Source organism: Burkholderia sp. FL-7-2-10-S1-D7, from assembly GCF_001524185.1.
Taxonomy (GTDB): Bacteria; Pseudomonadota; Gammaproteobacteria; order Burkholderiales; family Burkholderiaceae; genus Burkholderia; species Burkholderia diffusa.
Window position 1 is genome coordinate 95,377 of the sequence record NZ_LOWY01000083.1, and the last position, 20,695, is coordinate 116,071.

A 20,695-nucleotide genomic window follows, 5' to 3' on the forward strand; every position below is an offset into this window, starting at 1 on the left:
CACGAACGAAAACGCCCGACCGGTTCGCCGGTCGGGCGTTTTTCATTTCACGAGCGGATGCGAACGGCTGCGTCAGTCGCGCGCTTCGAACGCGGCGGCCGCACGACCGAGGCGATCGTTGACCGCGATCCATTCGACGGTCTCGGGCAGTTTCTCGACGAGGATACGTGCGACCTGCGCGCGGTCGAGCGCGCGCAACATGCCGTACAGGTCGCGCGCATATGCCTGCGGATCTTCCGGCGCCGCGACGAAATGCACGCCGTCGGCTTCCGCCCAGCGTCCCGCGCGCGACGCGCGTGCGACGAGCGCGACACGTTCGCCGTCGGTCTGCGCGGCCGCGAGCAGCGGCTCGAGTGCCTCGAACGGCAGCAGCGCGAGCGGCGTGCGCGGCGCGTAATGCGCCTTCAGCGTGCCCGACGCGCGCGGCGCGGTCGCGTCGCTGCCGTCGGGCAGGCGCGGCGCGCGGCCGAGCACGTCGGCGATCTGCTGCGGCGTCACGTGGCCCGGGCGCAGCAGCGCCGGGAAGCCGCGCGACAGGTCGAGGATCGTCGATTCGATGCCGACTTCCGACGGGCCGCCATCGAGCACGTGCACGGTGTCGCCGAATTCGTCGCGCACGTGTTGAGCGGTGGTCGGGCTCACGTGGCCGAAGCGGTTCGCGGACGGTGCGGCGACGCCGCCGTGGCCGCCGCGCCGCGCGCTGAACGCGGCCAGCAGCGCCTGTGCGACCGGATGCGACGGACAGCGCAGGCCGACCGAATCCTGGCCGCCGCTCACGGCGTCCGGAATGCGCGCATGGCGCTTCAGGATCAACGTCAGCGGGCCCGGCCAGAATGCATCGATCAGCGCCTGCGCATCGGCCGGCAGGTCTTCGGCCCAGTAACCGGGATCGCCGCCGGGCGGCAGGTGCACGATCACCGGATGGTTCGCCGGGCGCCCCTTCGCCGCGTAGATGCGCGCGACGGCCTCGGGATTCGCCGCGTCGCCGCCGAGCCCGTACACGGTTTCGGTCGGGAATGCGACGAGTTGCCCCGCGTCGAGCAGCGCGGCAGCCGCGTCGATCTGCGCGGGCGTCACGGAGGTCGGGAGATCGATGGACATCGGCTGGCGCCTCAGTCGAGCGGCACGCGCAGCAGCTGCGCGCACGCGGTGGCGGCAGCGACGGCTTCGTCGCGCGTCTCGGCCGTGAAGTTCACGTGGCCCATCTTGCGCCCGACGCGCGCTTCTTCCTTGCCGTACAGGTGCAGGTGCGCGGCCGGCATGGCGGCGACCGTGTCCCACGGCGGCGTGACGGCTTCGGCTGCGGCACCGTTCGGGAACCACACGTCGCCGAGGATGTTCAGCATCGCGGCCGGCGAATGCTGGCGCGGGTTGCCGAGCGGCATGCGCGTCATCGTGCGCACCTGCTGCTCGAACTGGCTCGTGGCGCACGCATCGACCGTGTAGTGGCCGGAGTTGTGCGGGCGTGGCGCCATTTCGTTCGCGACGAACGAGCCGTCTTCCAGCACGAAGAATTCGACGCAGAGCACGCCGACGTAGCCGAGCGTATCGGCAATCCGGACGGCTGCCTGCTGCGCCTCCTCGACGCGTGCGGCATCGGCGGCCGGGGCCGGCACGACGGTCAGCGCAAGGATGCCGTTGTGATGCACGTTCTGCGCGAGCGGGAATGCGGCCGAGCGGCCGTCAGCGCCGCGCGCGATCAGCGCGGACACTTCGTATTTCAGCGGCAGGCGCTTTTCGAGCACGCACGGCACGCCGCCGAGCGACGCATGCGCGTCGCGCGCTTCCCGCGCGGTGCTCACGCGCACCTGGCCCTTGCCGTCGTAACCGAGGCGCGCCGTCTTCAGGATGCCCGGCAGCACCGCGTCGAGCGCGGCATCGTCGAGCGCGGCGAGCGCCGCCGCCGATTCGATCACGACGTGCGGTGCGACCGGCACACCCGACGCCTCGATGAAACGCTTCTCCGCGATCCGGTCCTGCGCGACCGCGACGCAGCGGCCGGCCGGCGCAACGAACGTCGTGCGCGCGAGGAAATCGAGGCTCGCGGCCGGCACGTTCTCGAATTCCGTCGACACGGCCGCGCACAGCGCGGCCAGTTCGGTCAGCGCCGCTTCATCGTCGTAGGCCGCGCGCAGGTGACGGTCGGCGACCGCGCCGGCGGGGCTCGTCGGATCGGGATCGAGCACGGCGACGCGATAGCCCATCGACTGGGCGGCAAAGCAGAACATGCGGCCGAGCTGGCCACCGCCGACCATGCCCAGCCACGCGCCGGGCAGGATCGGGGAAACGGAATCAGGAGTTGCGGTCATGTCAGTGGTCGGTCGCGGCGGGCGCTGCCCGCCGCAGTGATGAAGATCAGACGGCCGCTGGAATGGCAGTGCGGCCGCCGGCGCGCCGTCATGCGAGCGGCGGCAGCACCATCGCGTGCGCGGCTTCGTTCTGGCGCACGCGGAACGCGGCGAGCCGGTTCGCGTAGTCGACCGACGTGCCGGACAGAATCGACACCGCGAACAGAGCGGCATTCGCAGCGCCGGCCTCGCCGATCGCGAACGTCGCGACCGGCACGCCCTTCGGCATCTGCACGATCGAGTGCAGCGAATCGACGCCCTTCAGGTACTTGCTCGCGACCGGTACGCCGAGCACCGGCACCGTGGTTTTCGCGGCCAGCATGCCGGGCAGGTGCGCGGCACCGCCGGCGCCCGCGATGATCGCGCGCAGTCCGCGCTCGCGCGCCTTCTCCGCGTAGTCGAACATCTCGTCGGGCATCCGGTGCGCGGACACGACCTTCGCTTCGTACGGCACGCCGAATTCCTGCAGGATCGCGACCGCATTCTTCATCACGTCCCAGTCGGAACTCGAACCCATCAGCACGCCGATGAGCGGCGCGCTGTGCGTGTGGGCAGTCTGGACTTCACTCATTTCGTGCGTTCCTTCCTTCAGGCGAGCGGCTGGCCGGTGATGCGCTCGAGCGCTTCCTGGTACTTCGCGGCCGTCTTCTCGATGACGTCGGCCGGCAGCGCCGGTGCCGGCGCGGTCTTGCCCCACGGCTGCGCCTCGAGCCAGTCGCGCACGAACTGCTTGTCGAACGACGGCGGGTTGGTGCCGACCTGGTACTGGTCGGCCGGCCAGAAGCGCGACGAATCGGCCGTCAGCACTTCGTCCATCAGGTACAGCTTGCCGTGATTGTCGAGGCCGAATTCGAACTTCGTGTCGGCGATGATGATGCCGCGCGTCGCCGCGTAATCGGCCGCTTCCTTGTACAGGCGGATCGAGATGTCGCGGATCGTCGCGGCCAGCTCGGTGCCGATGCGGCGCTCGGTTTCCTCGAACGTGATGTTCTCGTCGTGCTCGCCCATCTCGGCCTTCGCGGCCGGCGTGAAGATCGGCTCGGGCAGCTTCTGCGCGTTCTGCAGCCCTTCCGGCAGCTTCACGCCGCACACGGCGCCCGACGCCTGGTATTCCTTCCAGCCGCTGCCCGCGAGGTAGCCGCGCACGACCGCCTCGATCATGATCGGCTCGAGGCGCTTGACGACCACGCCGCGCCCCTTGACCTGCTCGACCTCGTCCGCCGAGACGACCGCTTCCGGCGCGTCGCCCGTCAGGTGGTTCGGCACGATGTGCGCGAGCTTGTCGAACCAGAAGTTCGCCATCTGGTTCAGCACGCGACCCTTGTTCGGAATCGGCTCGCCCATGATCACGTCGAATGCCGACAGGCGATCCGTCGTGACGATCAGGAGCTTGTCGTTGCCGACCGCGTAGTTGTCGCGGACCTTGCCGCGACCGAGGAGCGGCAGCGAGCGGAGCGTGGATTCGTAAAGGGTAGACATCGTCTTTTCGCAGATAAGGAGCCAAACAAAAAGGGAAACGCCGTTCCCCGCGGCAGGCGGGAACGGCGGTCTTGCAATGCATCGGCGAACCGGCGGGCGATCGGCGCCCGTGCGGTTGCCGGCCGGCCCTCGTTCGGCCGGACGGAGCGGCTGCGGGGCCGGATCAAATCCGGCCGGACAGCCTTGCCTTAGCCTTTCGGCGCGGCAATCGTACTACATCTCAGCGCACGACCTGCGCGAGCGCGCCGGACTTGTATTGCTCGGCGATCTTGTCGAGCGACACCGGCTTGATCTTCGCGGCCTGGCCTTCGCAGCCGAACGCGAGGTAGCGGTCGACACACACCTTCTTCGCCGCTTCACGCGCGGGCTTCAGGTAGTCGCGCGGATCGAACTTGCCCGGGTTCTCGAACAGGTAGCGGCGGATCGCGCCGGTGATCGCGAGACGCAGGTCGGTGTCGATGTTGATCTTGCGCACGCCGTGCTTGATGCCTTCCTGGATTTCCTCGACCGGCACGCCGTAGGTTTCCTTCATGTCGCCGCCGAATTCGCGGATCTCGGCCAGCAGTTCCTGCGGCACCGACGACGAACCGTGCATCACCAGGTGCGTGTTCGGGATGCGTGCGTGGATTTCCTTGATGCGCTGGATCGACAGGATGTCGCCCGTCGGCTTCTTCGAGAACTTGTACGCGCCGTGCGACGTGCCGATCGCGATCGCGAGCGCGTCGCACTGCGTGAGCTTGACGAAGTCGGCGGCCTGCTCCGGATCGGTCAGCAGTTGCTCGCGGGTCATCGTGCCTTCCGCGCCATGGCCGTCTTCCTTGTCGCCCTTCATCGTCTCGAGCGAGCCGAGCACGCCGAGTTCGGCTTCGACCGTCACGCCGATCGAGTGCGCCATCTCGACGACCTTGCGCGACACGTCGACGTTGTATTCGTACGAGGCGACCGTCTTGCCGTCGGCTTCGAGCGAACCGTCCATCATCACGCTGGTGAAGCCGCTGCGGATCGCGGCCATGCAGACCGCCGGCGACTGGCCGTGATCCTGGTGCATCACGACCGGGATGTGCGGGTACGACTCGACTGCTGCTTCGATCAGGTGGCGCAGGAACGGCTCGCCAGCATACTTACGCGCGCCGGCCGATGCCTGCATGATCACGGGCGCGCCGACCTGATCCGCCGCCGCCATGATCGCCTGGACCTGCTCCAGGTTGTTCACGTTGAAGGCCGGCAGGCCGTAACCGTGCTCTGCCGCGTGGTCCAGCAATTGACGCATTGATACGAGAGGCATTGTGGAACTCCTTGGAATGAAAACCGGTGCGCCCTGACGCCGGCGCGGCGCTCGCCCCCCGTCGAAACCGGGGCGGCGCGGCGCGGCTGAGCGTCGAATAGCCGCATTTTATCGCGAAGCGCCTCCGATTCCGACCGGCCGGTGGCGCGCATTCGCAATTTGTTACCTTCGCACGGCACAATTCGGGCAAAAAACAGAAAAAAGCCGCGCGGGGCATCGGACCCCGCGCGGCTTTCGTCAAAAAAGTGCCCGATCGGCTCGGGCGGCCGGTGGACCGGCCAACGGACCGAACGGACCGGCCCGGTGCATGCCGGGCGCTCAATAATGCTCGCCGACTCGCACGATCTTCAGCGTGTTGGTGCCGCCCGCCTGCCCCATCGGCTCGCCGACGGTCAGCACGACCATGTCGCCGTGCTGCACGTAGCCCTGCTTGACGACGAGTTCCAGCGCCGCCTGCAGCGCCGAATCGCGATCGCTGTTGAAGTCGACGTGCAGCGGCGTCACGTTGCGGTACAGCGCCATCGTGCGCTCGCTGCCGACGCGCGGCGTCAGCGCGAAGATCGGCACGTGCGTGTAGTGGCGCGACATCCACAGCGCGGTCGCGCCCGATTCGGTCAGCGCGATGATCGCCTTCGCGCCCAGGTGATATGCGGTGAACAGCGCGCCCATCGCGATCGACTGGTCGATCCGCGTGAACGTGCGATCGAGGAAATCCTTGTCCAGCTCGACGTGTTCCGACTTTTCCGCCTCGACGCACACGGCCGCCATCGTCTCGATCGTGACGACCGGGTACTTGCCGGCGGCCGTCTCGGCCGACAGCATCACCGCGTCGGTGCCGTCGAGCACCGCGTTCGCGACGTCCGACACTTCCGCGCGGGTCGGCACCGGCGCGTGGATCATCGACTCCATCATTTGCGTCGCGGTGATCACGAGCTTGTTCGACTCGCGCGCCATCCGGATCATCCGCTTCTGCAGCGCCGGCACGGCCGCGTTGCCGACTTCCACCGCGAGGTCGCCGCGCGCAACCATGATGCCGTCGGACGCGTCGAGAATGCTCTGCAGCGCCGGAATCGCCTCCGCACGCTCGATCTTCGCGATCATCTTCGGCTTGATGCCGTACGGCGCGCCCGCGATGTTCGCGAGCTGGCGCGCCATTTCCATGTCGGTGGCGTTCTTCGGGAACGACACCGCGACCAGATCCGCGCCGAGCGACATCGCCGTGCGGATGTCCTCCATGTCCTTCGCGGTCAGCGCGGGCGCCGACAGGCCGCCGCCCTGGCGGTTGATCCCCTTGTTGTTCGACAGCTCGCCGCCCACCTTGACGATCGTGTGGATCTCTTCGCCGAGCACGCGCTCGACGGTCAGCACGATCAGGCCGTCGTTCAGCAGCAGCAGGTCGCCCGGCTTCAGGTCGCGCGGCAGTTCCTTGTAGTCGAGGCCGACGCGCTCGTCGTTGCCCAGTTCACAGCCCGCGTCGAGGATGAAGGCCTGGCCCGGCACGAGGGTCGTCTTGCCGTTCTCGAACTTGCCGACGCGGATCTTCGGGCCCTGGAGGTCGGCCATGATCGCGATCTCGCGGCCGACCTTGCGGGCGGCCTCGCGCACCATCTCGGCGCGCTGGCGGTGATCGTCGGCCGTGCCGTGCGAAAAATTGAGCCGCACGACGTCGAGGCCCGCCTGCATCATCTGCAGCAGAATCTCCGGCGAACTGGAAGCCGGGCCGATCGTGGCGACTATCTTGGTGGCGCGCTGCATGAAACTCCTCATCTGGATCAAGGTGGATGCGCTGGGTGAAACGCTGCGAGAGCCGGAATCGGCGGGCCCAGCGGCGGCCGTTCCGGGGGGCGTGCCGGTGCTTGCGCCCGGCATCGCTTTGTTCTGAATTTCGTGGTGCTGCACGGCCGCGTCGCCGGCGGCCGCCGGTGCGCGCGGGGTCGAGTTCGCCCGCGCGGGCGCGCGTTTGCGCTTGCCCGCGCCGGCCGGCTGCTCCGCTTTCGCGGAGCGCGCGGCCCTCGTCACCCCTGCGCGCGCCGCCACGCTCAGGCCGCCCGCGTTTCCAGCACTTCCACCGCCGGCAGCTTCTTCCCCTCGAGGAACTCGAGGAAGGCGCCGCCGCCCGTCGAGATGTAGCTGACCTGGTCATGGATGCCGTACTTCGCGATGGCCGCGAGCGTGTCGCCGCCGCCCGCGATCGAGAACGCGGACGATTTCGCGATCGCTTCCGCGAGCGTCTTGGTGCCGTTGCCGAACTGGTCGAACTCGAACACGCCGACCGGGCCGTTCCACACGATCGTGCCGGCCTTCTCGAGCTGGCTCGCGAGCGCCTTGGCCGTATCGGGGCCGATGTCGAGGATCATGTCGTCCGCTTCGATGTCGGCGACCTGCTTCACCGTGGCCACGGCCGTCGGCGAGAATTCCTTGGCCGTCACGACGTCGGTCGGGATCGGCACCGACGCGCCGCGCTCGCGCGCTTCGTCGATGATCGCCTTCGCCTCGGCGACGAGATCGGCTTCCGCGAGCGACTTGCCGATCGACAGGCCGGCCGCGAGCATGAACGTGTTCGCGATGCCGCCGCCGACGATCAGCTGGTCGACCTTGCCGGCCAGCGACTTGAGAATCGTCAGCTTGGTCGACACCTTCGAACCGGCGACGATCGCCACCAGCGGGCGAGCCGGGTTGCCGAGCGCCTTGCCGAGCGCGTCGAGTTCGGCGGCCAGCAGCGGGCCCGCGCACGCGACCGGCGCGTACTTGGCGATCCCGTGGGTGGTCGCTTCCGCACGGTGCGCGGTGCCGAACGCGTCGTTCACGTAGACGTCGCAGAGCTTCGCCATCTTCTGGGCGAGTTCGTCCGAATTCTTCTTCTCGCCCTTGTTCACGCGGCAGTTCTCGAGCAGCACGACCTGGCCCGGCGCGACGTTCACGCCGTTCTCGACCCAGTTCGACACGAGCGGCACGTCGCGGCCGAGCAGCTCGGCGAGACGCTTCGCGACCGGCGCGAGCGAATCTTCCGGCTTGAACTCGCCTTCGGTCGGACGACCGAGGTGCGACGTGACCATCACGGCCGCGCCGGCGTCGAGCGCGGCCTGGATGGCCGGCACGGACGCGCGCACGCGCGTGTCTTCGGTGATGTTGCCGTGATCGTCCTGCGGGACGTTCAGGTCGGCGCGGATGAACACCCGCTGGCCGGCGAGCTGGCCGGCGGCGATCAGGTCGGTAAGACGCTTGACTTGGCTCATGTTGAACAGATTGAAGTAGTGGATGGGGAAAGGGGGTTCACGCTGGACGTGCGCGGGCTGCCGCGAAAGGGCGCCGGATGCGGCCGTGGCTGGCGGTTCGCATGACGCGCACGGGTAAAAAATCTCGAACGGGCATTCTAGCCGATCCACCCGGCAGACTGACCCGTGCGGCGGCGAATTCCGCCTATTTGGGATCGCGCACGGCCGTCAAGACATTTCCGCAACGCAACAATACGTGCTCGCCCGCGGCCGGCACCCGGTGGGCGGGCACAGCGATTCGTCAGAAGATAAGCCGCAGCGCGGTGAACACGAGCATTCCGACGACGATCGTGCCAAGCATGCTGCGCCGCCACAAAAACCAGCCGAGACCGGCGAGCGCGGCGTAGAACGGATGGTTGGACAGCGCGAACGACAGCCCGGCGGGCGTTTCGAGCACGTCGGGCAACACGACCGCGACGAGCGCGGCAGCCGGCGCGTAGCGCAGCGCCCGCTGCGCGCGCTCGGGCAGCACGGTGCGTTCGCCGCCGATCAGGAACAGCGCGCGCGTGACGGCCGTGACGATCGTCATCCCGACGATCACGATCCAGATTTCCGTCGCGCTCATTCGATTTCCTTTTCGTGCACGGTTTCGGTGCGGATGCGGCGCCAGTCGGCGCGTTCGACGAAGAAATCGGCCGTGCACCCGGCCGCGAGCGCGGCCAGCACCGCGATCGGCAGCGCGAGCCGGTACGGCAGGTCGAACGCGATCAGCGACACGATGCCCGCCACCACGACGGCCGCGAGCGTCGAGCGGTTCGCGACCGCCGACACCATGATCGGGAGCAGCGCGAGCGTGCCGGCCAGTTCCAGCCCCCAGCTCGCCGGGAAGAAGCTCGCGAGCAGGATGCCGGCGAGCGACGACACCTGCCACGACGCCCAGCTGGCGAGCGCCATCCCCCAGAAATAGGCCTCCTTGCCCGGCACGTGGCCGTACGCGAAGCCCTGTTTCTGGAACAGCAGGTAGATCACGTCGCCGTTGAAATACCCGATCGCGAGGCGCCGCCACAGCGGCAAGTAGGAAAAATGGGGCGCAAGCCCGGCGCTGAAGATCACGAAGCGCATGTTGACCATTGTGGCCGTGAGCAGCACGGTCCAGATCGGCAGCTTCGCGACGAGGAGCGGCAGCACCGCGAGCTGCGACGAGCCCGCGTAGACGAAGATCGACATTGCGCTCGCCTGCCCGAGCGTCATCACCGACTTGCTCATCGCGACCCCGGTGACGAGCCCCCAGGACAGGATCGCCATCAGTGTCGGCGAATAGTCGCGCGCGCCCTGGATCAGCGCGAAGCGGTCGGTGGCGGAAAATCGAGCGAGCATGGGAAACGGGCCGCGACGGGCGGTTCGCCGGGCCGCCGGCGCCTCCTGCCGGTACGACCCGTCGTTATTGGAATCGGTACCGGGCGATTATAGCGCCGCCCCTCTGCCGACCGACCGGATCGCCTTCAAATGACGCTAAAATAAGCGTCTTTGCGGCTCAATGCTGCACACAACCCGCTGTACAACCGCTTCCCAGGAGAATCCTATGTCAATGGCCGACCGCGACGGCAAGATCTGGATGGACGGCAAGCTGATCGACTGGCGCGATGCCAAGATCCACGTCCTGACCCATACGCTGCACTACGGCATGGGCGTCTTCGAGGGCGTGCGTGCGTACAAGACGGCCGACGGCAGCACCGCGATCTTCCGTCTGCGCGAGCACACCAAACGTCTGCTGAATTCGGCGAAGATCTTCCAGATGGACGTGCCGTTCGACCGCGAAACGCTCGAATCCGCGCAGCTCGAAGTCGTACGCGAAAACAAGCTCGAGTCGTGCTACCTGCGCCCGATCATCTGGGTCGGCTCGGAAAAGCTCGGCGTGTCGGCGAAGGGCAACACGATCCACGTCGCGATCGCCGCATGGCCGTGGGGCGCGTACCTCGGCGAGGACGGCCTCGCGAAGGGTATCCGCGTGAAGACATCGTCGTTTACGCGCCACCACGTGAACGTGTCCATGGTGCGCGCGAAGGCGTCGGGCTGGTACGTGAACTCGATCCTCGCGAACCAGGAAGCGACCGCCGACGGCTACGACGAAGCGCTGCTGCTCGACGTCGACGGCTACGTGTCGGAAGGCTCCGGCGAGAACTTCTTCCTGGTGAACAACGGCAAGCTGTACACGCCGGACCTGTCGTCGTGCCTCGACGGCATCACGCGCGACACGATCATCACGCTCGCGAAGGACGCCGGCATCGAGGTGATCGAGAAGCGCATCACGCGCGACGAGGTCTACACGGCCGACGAAGCGTTCTTCACGGGCACGGCCGCCGAAGTCACGCCGATCCGCGAGCTCGACAACCGCACGATCGGCAGCGGCGCACGCGGCCCGGTCACGGAAAAGCTCCAGTCGGCATTTTTCGATATCGTGTCGGGCAAGAACGCGAAGTACGCGCACTGGCTGACGAAAGTCTGAGTGCGCTGCACCACCGACTGCCCCACAAAAGAGTGATAAGAGAAAGTCTCATGAGTGAAATCAAGGAAATGCCGCTGGTCGAGCTGACGGCCAAGGATCTCCCCGCCTACTGCCCGAACCCGGCCATGGCGCGCTGGAGTGCGCACCCGCGCGTCTTCATCGACGTGTCGCACGGCGAGGCACGCTGCCCGTACTGCGGCACGCGCTACAAGCTGCGCGACGGCGAGGTGGTCAAGGGTCACTGAGCCCCGGCCGGCCGGGCCCGCGGGCCCGCCGCATGCGAGGCGGCGCAGCCGGATGCCCGGCGCGCCGCCCTTTTCCTGTTCTGACAACCCGAACGCGGCGCATGCGCGCCGTGCTTCATTACGACATCGGAAGTCGACCTGATGCGTCGAGCGCTGGTTATCGCACCGAACTGGATCGGTGACGCATTGATGGCGCAGCCGCTTTTTGCGCTGCTGAAAAAGCTCCATCCCCGCATCGCGATCGATGCCGTCGCGCCCACCTGGGTCGCGCCCGTGCTCGAGCGGATGCCCGAGATCCACGATGTCTACGCGACCGACCTCGCGCACGGCAAGCTGCAGCTGCTGCGCCGCTGGCAGCTCGCGACCGACCTGCGTGACGTCGGCTACGACGCGGCGTACGTGCTGCCGAATTCGCTGAAGTCCGCGGTGATCCCGTGGCTCGCGAACATCCCGCTGCGGATCGGCTACACGGGCGAGCACCGCTACGGCCTGCTGAACGTGCGCCACGCGAACCCCGACAAGTCGGCCGAGCGTCCGCCGATGACGACCCACTACGCGGCGCTCGCGTATGCGCCGGGCGCGAAGCTGCCCGAGTCGATGAAGACGCTGCCGCCCCCGCGCCTCGACGCCGACCTGAACGAGACGGCGCGCGTGTCCGCGCGCTTCAATCTCGATACGCGCAAGCCGCTCGTCGTGTTCTGCCCCGGCGCGGAATACGGCCCGGCCAAGCGCTGGCCGCCCGAGCACTTCGCGACGCTCGCGACGATCGTCCACCAGTCGTTCCCGTACACGCAGATCGTCGCGCTCGGCTCGCAGAAGGACGCCGCCGCCGCGCAGGCGATCGCCGACCATGCGCCGAACGTGCGTAATCTGTGCGGGCAGACGTCGCTGTCCGAGGCGTGCGCGCTGATTGCGCGCGCGAACGCGGTCGTGACCAACGATTCGGGGTTGATGCACGTCGCGGCCGCCTTGCGCCGGCCGCTCGTCGCGCTGTACGGCTCGACGGATCCGCGCCACACCCCTCCGCTGTCGGAGCTGGCGAAGGTACAATGGCTCCATCTCGAATGCAGTCCCTGCTTCGAGCGCGAGTGCCCGCTCGGCCATCTGAACTGCCTGCGCGAACTCGGTCCCGAGCAGGTATTCGGCGATTTGCGCGGCATGCTCGTCGGGCAGCGCTGACCCTGACCGGCAGCGTCGCACGACGCGCCGGGCAATCCGATTCACCGGTGTACGGCGGCTCCATCCGGGCCGCCGTGCTGAATACGGCGCGCGACGCGCGCGAGAGATAACCCCGATGCCACGTTTTGCCCGCCTTTTCGAAGCCGCTGCCGATACGCTGAACGCTTACTACCAGGCCGTCGCCGATGCCAATCTCGACGCGCTGCTGGGGTTGTGGATCGACGAGGACTTCGCCAGCTGCGTCTGGGCCGACGGTGAGCATCTGCACGGCCTCGACCAGATCCGCAGCGGGCTGGCGAACCGCCTCGCGACGCGTCCGGTGACGATCGAACCGCTCGACATCCGCGTCTACGACAGTCTCGGCACCGTCGTCTACACGATCGCCGAAGCGCATCAGCAGGCCGACCTGACGGCCGAACCGGACATGGTTTTCGCCACGTACGTGATGATTCACGAACGTGGCGAGTGGCGCATCGCGCATATTCACGCGAGCCCGATTCCTGAACAAGCGGCCGGACAATTCGCCGCGAAGATCCGTCACGGGCAGGGTCCGCTGCACTGACGAAGAACGAAGCAACGCATTAGCGGGGCGATCATGAGTACGGCTTCTCCGCCCACCTCGCCGCTGACCGGGGCCCCGGCCCCCGACGACGATTCATTGCGCTATCGCGCACCGCGCTGGCTGCCGAACAGCCATGCCCAAACCATCGTGCCCGCGCTGTTCGCACGGCGTCCGGCGGTCGCGTACCGACGAGAGCGATGGGAAACCCCCGACCACGACTTCATCGATCTCGACTGGGTCGCGCATCTCGACAGTGCCGCACCGCCGCCCGACGCACCGCTGTTCGTGCTGTTCCACGGCCTCGAAGGCAGTTCCGGCTCGCATTACGCGCTGGCGATGATGGCCGCCGCGCGCGCGAAGGGCTGGCACGCGGTCGTCCCGCACTTTCGCAGCTGCAGCGGCGAGCTCAACCGGCAGCCGCGCTTCTACCATCTCGCCGATAGCGCCGAGGTCGACTGGATCCTGCGCCGGCTCGCCGCGCAGCATCGCGGGCCGGTCGTCGCGGCCGGCGTGTCGCTCGGCGGCAACGTGCTGCTGCGCTGGCTCGGCGAGCACCGCAGCGACACGTCGATCGTGCGCGCGGCCGCCGCGATCTCGACGCCGATCGACGTGCATGCGGGCGGCCGCGCGCTGTCGCAGGGCTTCGCGATGGTCTATACGCGCAGCTTCCTGAAGACGCTGAAGCGCAAGGCGCTCGCGAAGCTCGACCAATATCCGGGGCTGTTCGACCGCGAAGCAATGCTCCGGGCCGTGACGATGCGCGACTTCGACGAAGTCGTGACCGCGCCGTTGCACGGCTTCGCCGACGCCGACGACTACTGGACCCAGGCCACGACGCGCCCGCTGCTGCCCGCGATCGACGTGCCGACGCTGATCCTCAACGCCCGCAACGATCCGTTCCTGCCCGAATCCGCGCTGCCCAGCGCCGCCGACGTGTCGCCGGCCGTCGAGCTCGACCAGCCCGCGGACGGCGGCCACGCGGGATTCATGACCGGGCCGTTCCCCGGCCGCCTCGACTGGCTGTCGGCGCGGGTGTTCGGCTATTGCTCGAAATTCGTCGACCATGGATGACATCGTCAGGCAAGCCCTCGCCAAATGGCCGAACGTGCCGCACTGCACCGGCTGGCTGCTGCTCGACCGGCGCGGTGAGTGGCGGCTGCGCGACGAGGCCGCGCAGGCCGCGGGCGAACTCGGCTCGCCGGTCCGGCATGCGGCGCTGAACGCGTTCATCGGCCGCAACTACGACTGCGACGCGCACGGCCAGTGGTTCTTCCAGAACGGCCCGCAGCGCGTGTACGTCGAGCTCGCCTATACGCCGTGGGTCGTCCGCCTGGCTGAACACGACGGGCAACTCGCGCTGGCCGACCAGACCGGCGCGCCGTTCGAACCGGACGCCGCGTGGCTCGACGACGCCGGCGGCGTGCTGTTTCGCGCAGCCGGCTCGCCGCCGCGCGTCGCGGCACTGCACGACCACGACCTGGGCCTGTTCGCCGATCACACGGACTTCGACACGACGCCACCCGCGCTGCGCTGGCGCGACGGGCGCACGCTGTCGCTCGGCAATCTCGCGTGCGCCGACGTGCCGGCGACGTTCGGCTTCGTCGCGAGTCCCGCGCAGCGGGCTCGCGGCGCCGCATCGGATGGCGGCAACGGTAGCGTCGAGGGCTGACGCGCAGCTCACCTGCCCCACCTGACGGCCGTTATCCGCGGCCGTTCTTCTCGTCCTCGCGCTCTTCCTTGTAGCGCGCCTCGAATTCCAGCAGCCGCGCGCCGATGATCGACTGGTCGTAGAACGACACGTCCTTCGCGTCGCGCGCCTCCTTCAGCTGACGTATCGCCGACGGCCACGCGCCGTCGAGCGCCAGCTTCTCCGCGAGCGCGCGGCGCCGCGCGAGCACGTCGCCCCGGCCGTCGCTCGCCTTCGCGAGATAGTCCCACCAGTCCGGCTGCTCGGGATCCGTTTGCGCCTCCGTGCGCGCGAGCGTCTGTGCTTCGGCGAAGCGGCGCGCGGCGATCAGCGCCTGCAGGTGCGCGACGATCGCCGCGTGCGATGCCGGCCAGCGCCGCTGCGCGAGCGCCGCGAGCCGCACCGCGCTGTCGGTCCGGCCTGCGCGGCGCGCGATGTCGGCGGCGAGGACGTCGAGGCTCGGTGAACTCGTCTCGGGATCGTCCGCGAGCCGCTCGCGCGCCTCGAACGCGGCACGAGCCGACACGAGCGCCTTGTCGGCCGCGTCGTACTGGCCGAGCAGCATGTTCGCGAGCGCGATCCCGTACTCGTTCGCCGCGACGTTCGGCGCCGTGCGGTCGTCGAGCTCGATCTGCATCCGGCGCGCCTCGGCCGCGATGTCGTTCGGCGCGCGGTTCTGCAGAATGCGCAACCGTGCGCGCACGAAGCCGTATTCGGCCGACTGGCGCGGCTGCCGGTATGGCGCGCGGCGTGCGCGATCTTCCATGTCGGCAACCCGTTCGCCCGTCAGCGGGTGCGTGCGCGCATAGGCCGGCACGCCCGCGTCGCCCATCGATGCGCGCTCGAGCCGCTCGAAGAAGCCCGGCATCCCGTACGGGTCGTAGCCGGCGCCGGCGAGCAGCTGGAATCCGACGCGATCGGCCTCGCGCTCCGCCGACCGCGAGAAACGCAGCTGGTTGTCGACCGCGTACGCCTGCCCGCCGATCGCGATCGCGCTGCCGAGATCGCCGCTTCGCGCGAGCACGCCCGCCAGCACGCCGAGCAGCATCGTCGCGAGGGCCGTGTAACCGGTCTTCTCGTTCGCACCGATCATCCGCGCGATGTGCCGCTGCAGCACGTGGCCCATCTCGTGGCCGACCACCGATGCGAGTTCGGATTCCGTCTGCGTCGTGACGACCAGCCCGCTGTTGATGCCGATGAAGCCGCCCGGCATCGAGAACGCGTTGATCTGTGGATCTCGCACCGGGAACAGTTCGAAGTCCGGCATGTAGCCGCCGATGTAGCGCGCCGCCGCAGCGGCCGCGAGCCGCTTCGCGATCGCATTCAGGTAGTCGCGCGCGAGCCAGTCGTCGAGATAGTCCGGGTCGCGCCGCACCTCGCGCATCACGCGCTCGCCGAGACGGCGTTCGGCCCGCGGCGTGAGCGAACCGCCGGAGCCGTCGCCGAGGTCGGGCAGTTCCAGCGCGCGCAGAGGTGCGCGCAGGCTCGCGACGGGCGCGGACGCGCCGCCCGCGCCGGCGCCGGAAAACCGGCTCTCCGCGCCGCCGTAGGTGCCGAATACGCCGGTCGCGATTCCGGATGGCACCGTGGAAATCGACGGCGAGGCGCCTGCCGCCGGCTCGAGCGGCAGTGCGGACGCGCGCTGTGCATGGCCGCTCGGCGGCAGCACGAGCGCCGCCGACAGCAACACGGCAAGCAACTGTTTGACACGCATGGCAGGATGAAAGCGACGCCGTCCCGCGCGCCGGGCGCGCATCGCGGCGTTTGGTCTGAATATTCGGGTCATTGTACCGGCGACATCGCGACTGTCCCGCGCGGCATATGCGCCATCTGCGCGCTCGGTGCCGCGAAGGCCACTGCTATGATAGGCGCCCATTGAAACGTTGGATCGGATCGGGGTGCAGAGACGGGATTCGGCGCCCCCGGCCGATCGCGAAGCAGGATCGAGGGACGTGCTCGCGCGCGCACTCCGTTCCACTGGAGCAAGACATGTCAGGACTCACCCATTTCGACGCCGCGGGCCACGCACACATGGTCGACGTCGGCGGCAAAGAGGAAACGCAACGCATCGCGATCGCGCGCGGCACGATCCGGATGCTGCCGGCGACGTTCGCGCTGATCCGCGACGGCAAGGCGAAGAAAGGCGACGTGCTCGGCGTCGCGCGCATCGCCGCGATTCAGGGCGCGAAGCGCACCGCCGATCTCATTCCGCTGTGTCACCCGCTCGCGCTGACGCGCGTGGCCGTCGACTTCGAACTCGACGACGCACTGCCGGGCGTGCACTGCGTCGCGCAGGTCGAGACGTTCGGGCGTACCGGCGTCGAGATGGAAGCGCTGACTGCCGTGCAGGTAGGGCTGTTGACCGTGTTCGACATGTGCAAGGCGGTCGATCGCGGAATGGTGATCACCGATGTGAGCGTCAGGGAGAAACGCGGCGGGAAGTCGGGGGACTGGAAGGCGGAGGACGCCGCCGGCTGACCGCTCGGAACCCTGTCGGCCGGTAAATTCGGGATACCGCCCGTTTATCTCATACAATTACCGGATTCCGCACGGGAGAGCGTGCGACTCAGCACAAAAAAAGCGAGCACGGGTGATGAATTCGCAAATGTTAAGAAGCGCATTGCTGGCCGGACCGGTTCAGCACGAGCGCCTTGTCAAACTGGATACGCCGCTGGGCCCCAACGTGCTGCTGCCGCATCGCGTCATCGGCCGATCGCGGCTCGGACGTCACTTCGAGTTCACGGTCGATACCGTGTCGGTGTCCGATAACCTCGAGCTGAAGAAGCTGATCGCGCAGCCGGTCACGCTATGGATCCTGCAGGCCGACCAGTCTTACGCGTCTCACCACGGCTACGTGCATTGCGCCCGCCGGCTCGGCTCGGACAGCGGCGTCACGCACTACCAGATCGTCTTCGCTTCGTTCCTGCACTTCCTGAAGTTCCGCCGCGACCAGCGAATCTGGCAGGACCAGTCCGCGGACGACATCATTGCCGACGTGCTGAACCAGCATCCGCAGGCCAAGGGTCGCTTCACCTTCAAGCTCCACCAGCCGCTGCCGCTCCGCTCGTTCTGCATGCAGTACGAGGATGACTGGAATTTCGTGCATCGCCTGATGGAATCGGAAGGCCTGTATGGCTTCTGGGAACAGGACCAGGACGGCAAGTCGCACCGGCTCGTCGTCGTCGACCGCGTCGACGCGTTGCCCGCGCTGTCGCCGCGAACGGTGCGCTTTCATCATGCGGGCACGGGTGACGAGGCCGACACGTTCGTCCAGTTCTCCGGCACGCGCACGCTGCGAAGTGTCGCCCGCGCCACACGCACGTTCGACTACAAGCAGCCGCCGAGCGCGGCGAATCCGAAGGCGACCCATACGCCGACGATCGCCAATCAGGGTGACCTGCCGCCGCAGCTCGAGGTCTACGAATACACCGGTGCGTACACGTACCTCGAACAGTCCCGTGGTGACCATCTGTCGAAGATATGGATGGAGGAACAGGAGTCGCGCGCGAAACGCTTTTATGGCGTCGGCGGCGTGCGGCGCATGGATGCCGGGCGGACCTTCGAGCTGGCGGATCACCCCGAACACGACAAGGACGATGCCGGGCAGCGCGAATTCGCCGTGATCGAGACGGCGTGGGTCATCGTCAACAATCTGCCCGTTGCCGACGAACAGGCGGTTTTCCCGCACAGCCTGCGCGCCGAGGTCGGCAGCATCGTGCAGGCAACCGATACGGCCCAGTCGCGCGTGCGTCATCCCGACGGCAGCGAAGGCTTCTTTCAGATCCGCGTCGAAGCCCAGCGCACGACCGTACCGTTCCGCAGCCCGTTCGAGCACGCGAAGCCGCCGATGCACCTGCAATCGGCGATCGTCGTCGCACCGAAAGGCGAGGAAATCCACACCGACGCGCTCAACCGGGTCAAGGTTCGCTTCCATTGGGACCGCCTGAACGACGGCGACGAAAAGGCGTCGTGCTGGCTGCGTGCCACCGCGTCGGATTCGGGCAAGGGTTATGGGGCCGTTCACCCGCACCGCAGCGGCGAGGAGGTGCTGGTCGATTTCCTCGGCGGCGACTGCGATCGCCCGATCATCGTCGGCAAGCTGTACAACGGCGCGACGAGCCCGCAGTGGCACAGCAACGGGATCCTGTCCGGATACCGGTCCAAGGAATATGCGGGCGCCGGCTACAACCAGCTCGTGCTCGACGACGCGACCTCGCAGAACCGCGTGCACCTCTACAGCAGCCAGACCAACGCGCACTTGCATCTCGGTTACCTGATCGACCATGCGGGCAACAACCGCGGCAGCTATCTCGGCAGCGGCTTCGACCTGCGCTCGGACGCGTACGGCGCCGTACGCGCGAGCCGCGGGCTGTACGTCACGACGCACCCGAAGCAGCCGGCGAGCCAGCCGCTCGACGTTCAGGAAACGCAACAGCAGCTCGTCCGTGCAGAAGGCCTGATGGAGGCCATGTCGGAGGTCGGCGCGCAGCATCAGGCCGAACCGCTCGACCACGGCCACTCGGCGCTGAAGCAGTTCACCGACGCGACGCAGAACAGCGTGAGCGGCGGCACGTCGGGCGGCAGGACCGCGGGCGGCGGAACCGGCACGGCCAACGCGTTCAAGGAGCCGGTGATGCTGTTCGGCAGCCCGGCCGGTATCGGGATGTCCACGCAACAGTCCGTGCAGCTTGCCGCGGACCAGCACGTCAACCTCGTCAGCGGGCAAAGCACGCACGTGGCCGCCGGAAAGTCGCTGATCGCGAGCGTCCTCGACCGGATCAGCCTGTTCGCGCAGAACTCCGGGATCAAGCTATTCGCCGGCAAGGGCAAGGTCGAAGTGCAGGCGCACGCGGACAACATCGAGCTGACGGCCCAGAAGGCGCTGAATCTGATGGCGGTAACCGAGTCGATCGAAGGCGCCGCGGCGAAGGAAATCCTGCTGACCTCCGGCGGCGCGTACATCCGCATCGCGAACGGCAACATCGAAGTGCACGCACCCGGCAAGATCGACATCAAGGGGGCGCAGCACGCGTTCAGCGGCCCCACGCACCTGTCGCAGACGATGCCGACCCTGCCGAACTCGACCGGCAACTACGATCAGGCGTTCATCGCGCACTGGGCCGGCACCGACATTCCGGTAGCGAACACGCGATACCAGATGTTCTCGAACGGCAAGCTGCTCTCGGAAGGCGTCACCAATGCGGCAGGTGAGACGGGGCTCACGCAGAGCCACGTGCCGCACGACGTCGTCGTCAAGTTTCTAGGGAAATCGAATGGCTGACGGACAACTGGACAAGGTGCTCGGCATCGGCGCGGGGATGCTAACGCCGACAGGGTACAAGGATCGGCCGAAGGTGGAGATCAACATCTGCGACAAGCATGTGACGCCGGCGGCGGATTCCATTATCGGAACGTGCCCGTACTACTACCGGCCGCTGCACGGCGAGTACTGGGAAACGGTCGAAAAAGTCAGCACGTCGAGTATCTGGGCGACCGTCAAGAAATTCGCGACGTCATGGGATCCGTGGAAAGACACGAAAGTTGCCCGTGAACTGCTGCATCGGCGGGAAAACCTGATACAAGCGGAAAGCACCGATTCCGACTGGTCCCGCCACGGCAATTTCATGATGCGTCATATCGGGTGCGGGCATAAGCCGCCGGGATATTACGTCAGCTACGGTTACTACTACTGCTCGAATTACGGCAAATACCTGCTGCCGGAATTGAGCGACAAGGGCAAAGCGTGGCTTGCGAGCGCACGCTGGTTCCTGCAGCATTATCTGGAACAGGGTTTGCAGCAGAACATGCGCGGCGACACCATTTCGATCAGGGGCAAGAAGCCGAACAGCGGCAGCTGCGTGATGAACGTGCCGCAGTACGCGCTCGAACTGGATGACGACACCTTCAAGACGTACGCGTTCAAGACCCACCCTCTCGCCTATCTCGACGGCGGTCTGGCCGGGCTCGGGCCTGTCGATATGTATTACATCCTGAAGCAACCCAACGCCCAGGAATGGGGGGATCTCAGGACATTCTCCCAGGCATTCGACAGCGGCGTCGGCGTGGGCAAACAGTACGTCGACAATACCGTGGAATATGCGAAAAAGGCCGGTGATGCCGTCAACGAACATGTCATCGACCCTGTTGCACAGGCACTCGAAAAACTGATGCCGAAATGAAATGACGAAA

At 67.5% G+C, this 20,695-nt stretch carries 20 protein-coding genes; 10 read left to right on the forward strand and 10 right to left on the reverse strand.

What is annotated here, in order from left to right; translation table 11 throughout:
* Positions 1 to 72: 72 nt before the first annotated feature.
* The 6 genes from WS75_RS24745 to pyk form a co-directional block, all read right to left on the reverse strand.
* Positions 73 to 1,101 carry an L-threonylcarbamoyladenylate synthase gene (locus tag WS75_RS24745; protein ID WP_059684214.1) on the reverse strand — a complete coding sequence of 343 codons (1,029 nt, stop codon included), beginning with the start codon at positions 1,099 to 1,101 and terminating at the stop codon, positions 73 to 75.
* A gap of 11 nt (positions 1,102 to 1,112) precedes the next feature.
* Positions 1,113 to 2,309, reverse strand: a complete 1,197-nt coding sequence (locus WS75_RS24750) for a 5-(carboxyamino)imidazole ribonucleotide synthase (protein WP_059684215.1) — start codon at positions 2,307 to 2,309, stop codon at positions 1,113 to 1,115.
* Positions 2,310 to 2,397: 88 nt separating this feature from the next.
* The gene (gene purE, locus WS75_RS24755; RefSeq protein WP_006749978.1) at positions 2,398 to 2,919 is read right to left on the reverse strand and encodes a 5-(carboxyamino)imidazole ribonucleotide mutase; all 522 of its coding nucleotides are present in this window, start codon (positions 2,917 to 2,919) and stop codon (positions 2,398 to 2,400) included.
* A gap of 17 nt (positions 2,920 to 2,936) precedes the next feature.
* A complete protein-coding gene (locus tag WS75_RS24760; RefSeq protein ID WP_059684218.1) occupies positions 2,937 to 3,827 on the reverse strand; it encodes a phosphoribosylaminoimidazolesuccinocarboxamide synthase in 891 nt (296 codons plus the stop codon).
* Between the two features lie 220 nt (positions 3,828 to 4,047).
* On the reverse strand, positions 4,048 to 5,112 hold the full coding sequence (gene fba / locus WS75_RS24765) for a class II fructose-bisphosphate aldolase (RefSeq protein ID WP_059684221.1): 1,065 nt from the start codon (positions 5,110 to 5,112) through the stop codon (positions 4,048 to 4,050).
* Positions 5,113 to 5,430: 318 nt separating this feature from the next.
* The gene (pyk, locus tag WS75_RS24770) at positions 5,431 to 6,867 is read right to left on the reverse strand and encodes a pyruvate kinase (protein ID WP_059607932.1); all 1,437 of its coding nucleotides are present in this window, start codon (positions 6,865 to 6,867) and stop codon (positions 5,431 to 5,433) included.
* Between pyk and WS75_RS34740 the strand changes: the two genes are divergently transcribed.
* Entirely contained in the window at positions 6,866 to 6,994 is a 129-nt protein-coding gene (locus WS75_RS34740) for a hypothetical protein (RefSeq protein ID WP_256097633.1), read from the forward strand. The genes pyk and WS75_RS34740 overlap by 2 nt on opposite strands.
* A 157-nt stretch (positions 6,995 to 7,151) precedes the next feature.
* On the opposite strand, the gene WS75_RS24775 is transcribed toward WS75_RS34740, so the two are convergent.
* From WS75_RS24775 to WS75_RS24785, 3 genes are all read right to left on the reverse strand, one after another.
* A complete protein-coding gene (locus WS75_RS24775) occupies positions 7,152 to 8,348 on the reverse strand; it encodes a phosphoglycerate kinase (RefSeq protein WP_059684224.1) in 1,197 nt (398 codons plus the stop codon).
* A gap of 280 nt (positions 8,349 to 8,628) precedes the next feature.
* Positions 8,629 to 8,952 (reverse strand): AzlD domain-containing protein, encoded by a 324-nt coding sequence (locus WS75_RS24780; protein WP_006477942.1) that lies wholly within the window; start codon positions 8,950 to 8,952, stop codon positions 8,629 to 8,631.
* Positions 8,949 to 9,704, reverse strand: a complete 756-nt coding sequence (locus WS75_RS24785; protein WP_059684227.1) for an AzlC family ABC transporter permease — start codon at positions 9,702 to 9,704, stop codon at positions 8,949 to 8,951. The genes WS75_RS24780 and WS75_RS24785 overlap by 4 nt, the downstream gene beginning before the upstream one ends.
* A 205-nt stretch (positions 9,705 to 9,909) precedes the next feature.
* Between WS75_RS24785 and WS75_RS24790 the strand changes: the two genes are divergently transcribed.
* The 6 genes from WS75_RS24790 (at position 9,910) to WS75_RS24815 (ending at position 14,488) form a co-directional block, all read left to right on the forward strand.
* Positions 9,910 to 10,833, forward strand: a complete 924-nt coding sequence (locus WS75_RS24790) for a branched-chain amino acid transaminase (protein WP_059684229.1) — start codon at positions 9,910 to 9,912, stop codon at positions 10,831 to 10,833.
* 50 nt (positions 10,834 to 10,883) lie between these two features.
* The gene (locus tag WS75_RS24795) at positions 10,884 to 11,078 is read left to right on the forward strand and encodes a zinc-finger domain-containing protein (RefSeq protein WP_006749970.1); all 195 of its coding nucleotides are present in this window, start codon (positions 10,884 to 10,886) and stop codon (positions 11,076 to 11,078) included.
* A 141-nt stretch (positions 11,079 to 11,219) separates the two neighbouring features.
* On the forward strand, positions 11,220 to 12,257 hold the full coding sequence (waaF, locus tag WS75_RS24800) for a lipopolysaccharide heptosyltransferase II (protein WP_059684231.1): 1,038 nt from the start codon (positions 11,220 to 11,222) through the stop codon (positions 12,255 to 12,257).
* Positions 12,258 to 12,372: 115 nt separating this feature from the next.
* The gene (locus WS75_RS24805) at positions 12,373 to 12,819 is read left to right on the forward strand and encodes a nuclear transport factor 2 family protein (protein WP_006749968.1); all 447 of its coding nucleotides are present in this window, start codon (positions 12,373 to 12,375) and stop codon (positions 12,817 to 12,819) included.
* A gap of 33 nt (positions 12,820 to 12,852) precedes the next feature.
* On the forward strand, positions 12,853 to 13,890 hold the full coding sequence (locus tag WS75_RS24810; RefSeq protein ID WP_059684234.1) for a hydrolase: 1,038 nt from the start codon (positions 12,853 to 12,855) through the stop codon (positions 13,888 to 13,890).
* Complete coding sequence (locus WS75_RS24815; protein ID WP_059684237.1) at positions 13,883 to 14,488, forward strand: DUF2946 family protein; 606 nt, start codon at positions 13,883 to 13,885, stop codon at positions 14,486 to 14,488. The genes WS75_RS24810 and WS75_RS24815 overlap by 8 nt, the downstream gene beginning before the upstream one ends.
* A 31-nt stretch (positions 14,489 to 14,519) precedes the next feature.
* Here WS75_RS24815 and WS75_RS24820 read toward each other — a convergent pair whose 3' ends face one another.
* The gene (locus WS75_RS24820) at positions 14,520 to 16,220 is read right to left on the reverse strand and encodes a M48 family metalloprotease (RefSeq protein ID WP_059684239.1); all 1,701 of its coding nucleotides are present in this window, start codon (positions 16,218 to 16,220) and stop codon (positions 14,520 to 14,522) included.
* A 275-nt stretch (positions 16,221 to 16,495) separates the two neighbouring features.
* Between WS75_RS24820 and moaC the strand changes: the two genes are divergently transcribed.
* The 3 genes from moaC (at position 16,496) to WS75_RS24835 (ending at position 20,685) form a co-directional block, all read left to right on the forward strand.
* Positions 16,496 to 16,984 carry a cyclic pyranopterin monophosphate synthase MoaC gene (gene moaC / locus WS75_RS24825; RefSeq protein ID WP_059684241.1) on the forward strand — a complete coding sequence of 163 codons (489 nt, stop codon included), beginning with the start codon at positions 16,496 to 16,498 and terminating at the stop codon, positions 16,982 to 16,984.
* Between the two features lie 115 nt (positions 16,985 to 17,099).
* Complete coding sequence (locus WS75_RS24830) at positions 17,100 to 19,787, forward strand: type VI secretion system Vgr family protein (protein WP_059684243.1); 2,688 nt, start codon at positions 17,100 to 17,102, stop codon at positions 19,785 to 19,787.
* The gene (locus WS75_RS24835) at positions 19,780 to 20,685 is read left to right on the forward strand and encodes a hypothetical protein (protein ID WP_059684245.1); all 906 of its coding nucleotides are present in this window, start codon (positions 19,780 to 19,782) and stop codon (positions 20,683 to 20,685) included. Before WS75_RS24830 ends, WS75_RS24835 begins: the two co-directional genes overlap by 8 nt.
* Positions 20,686 to 20,695 lie beyond the last annotated feature (10 nt).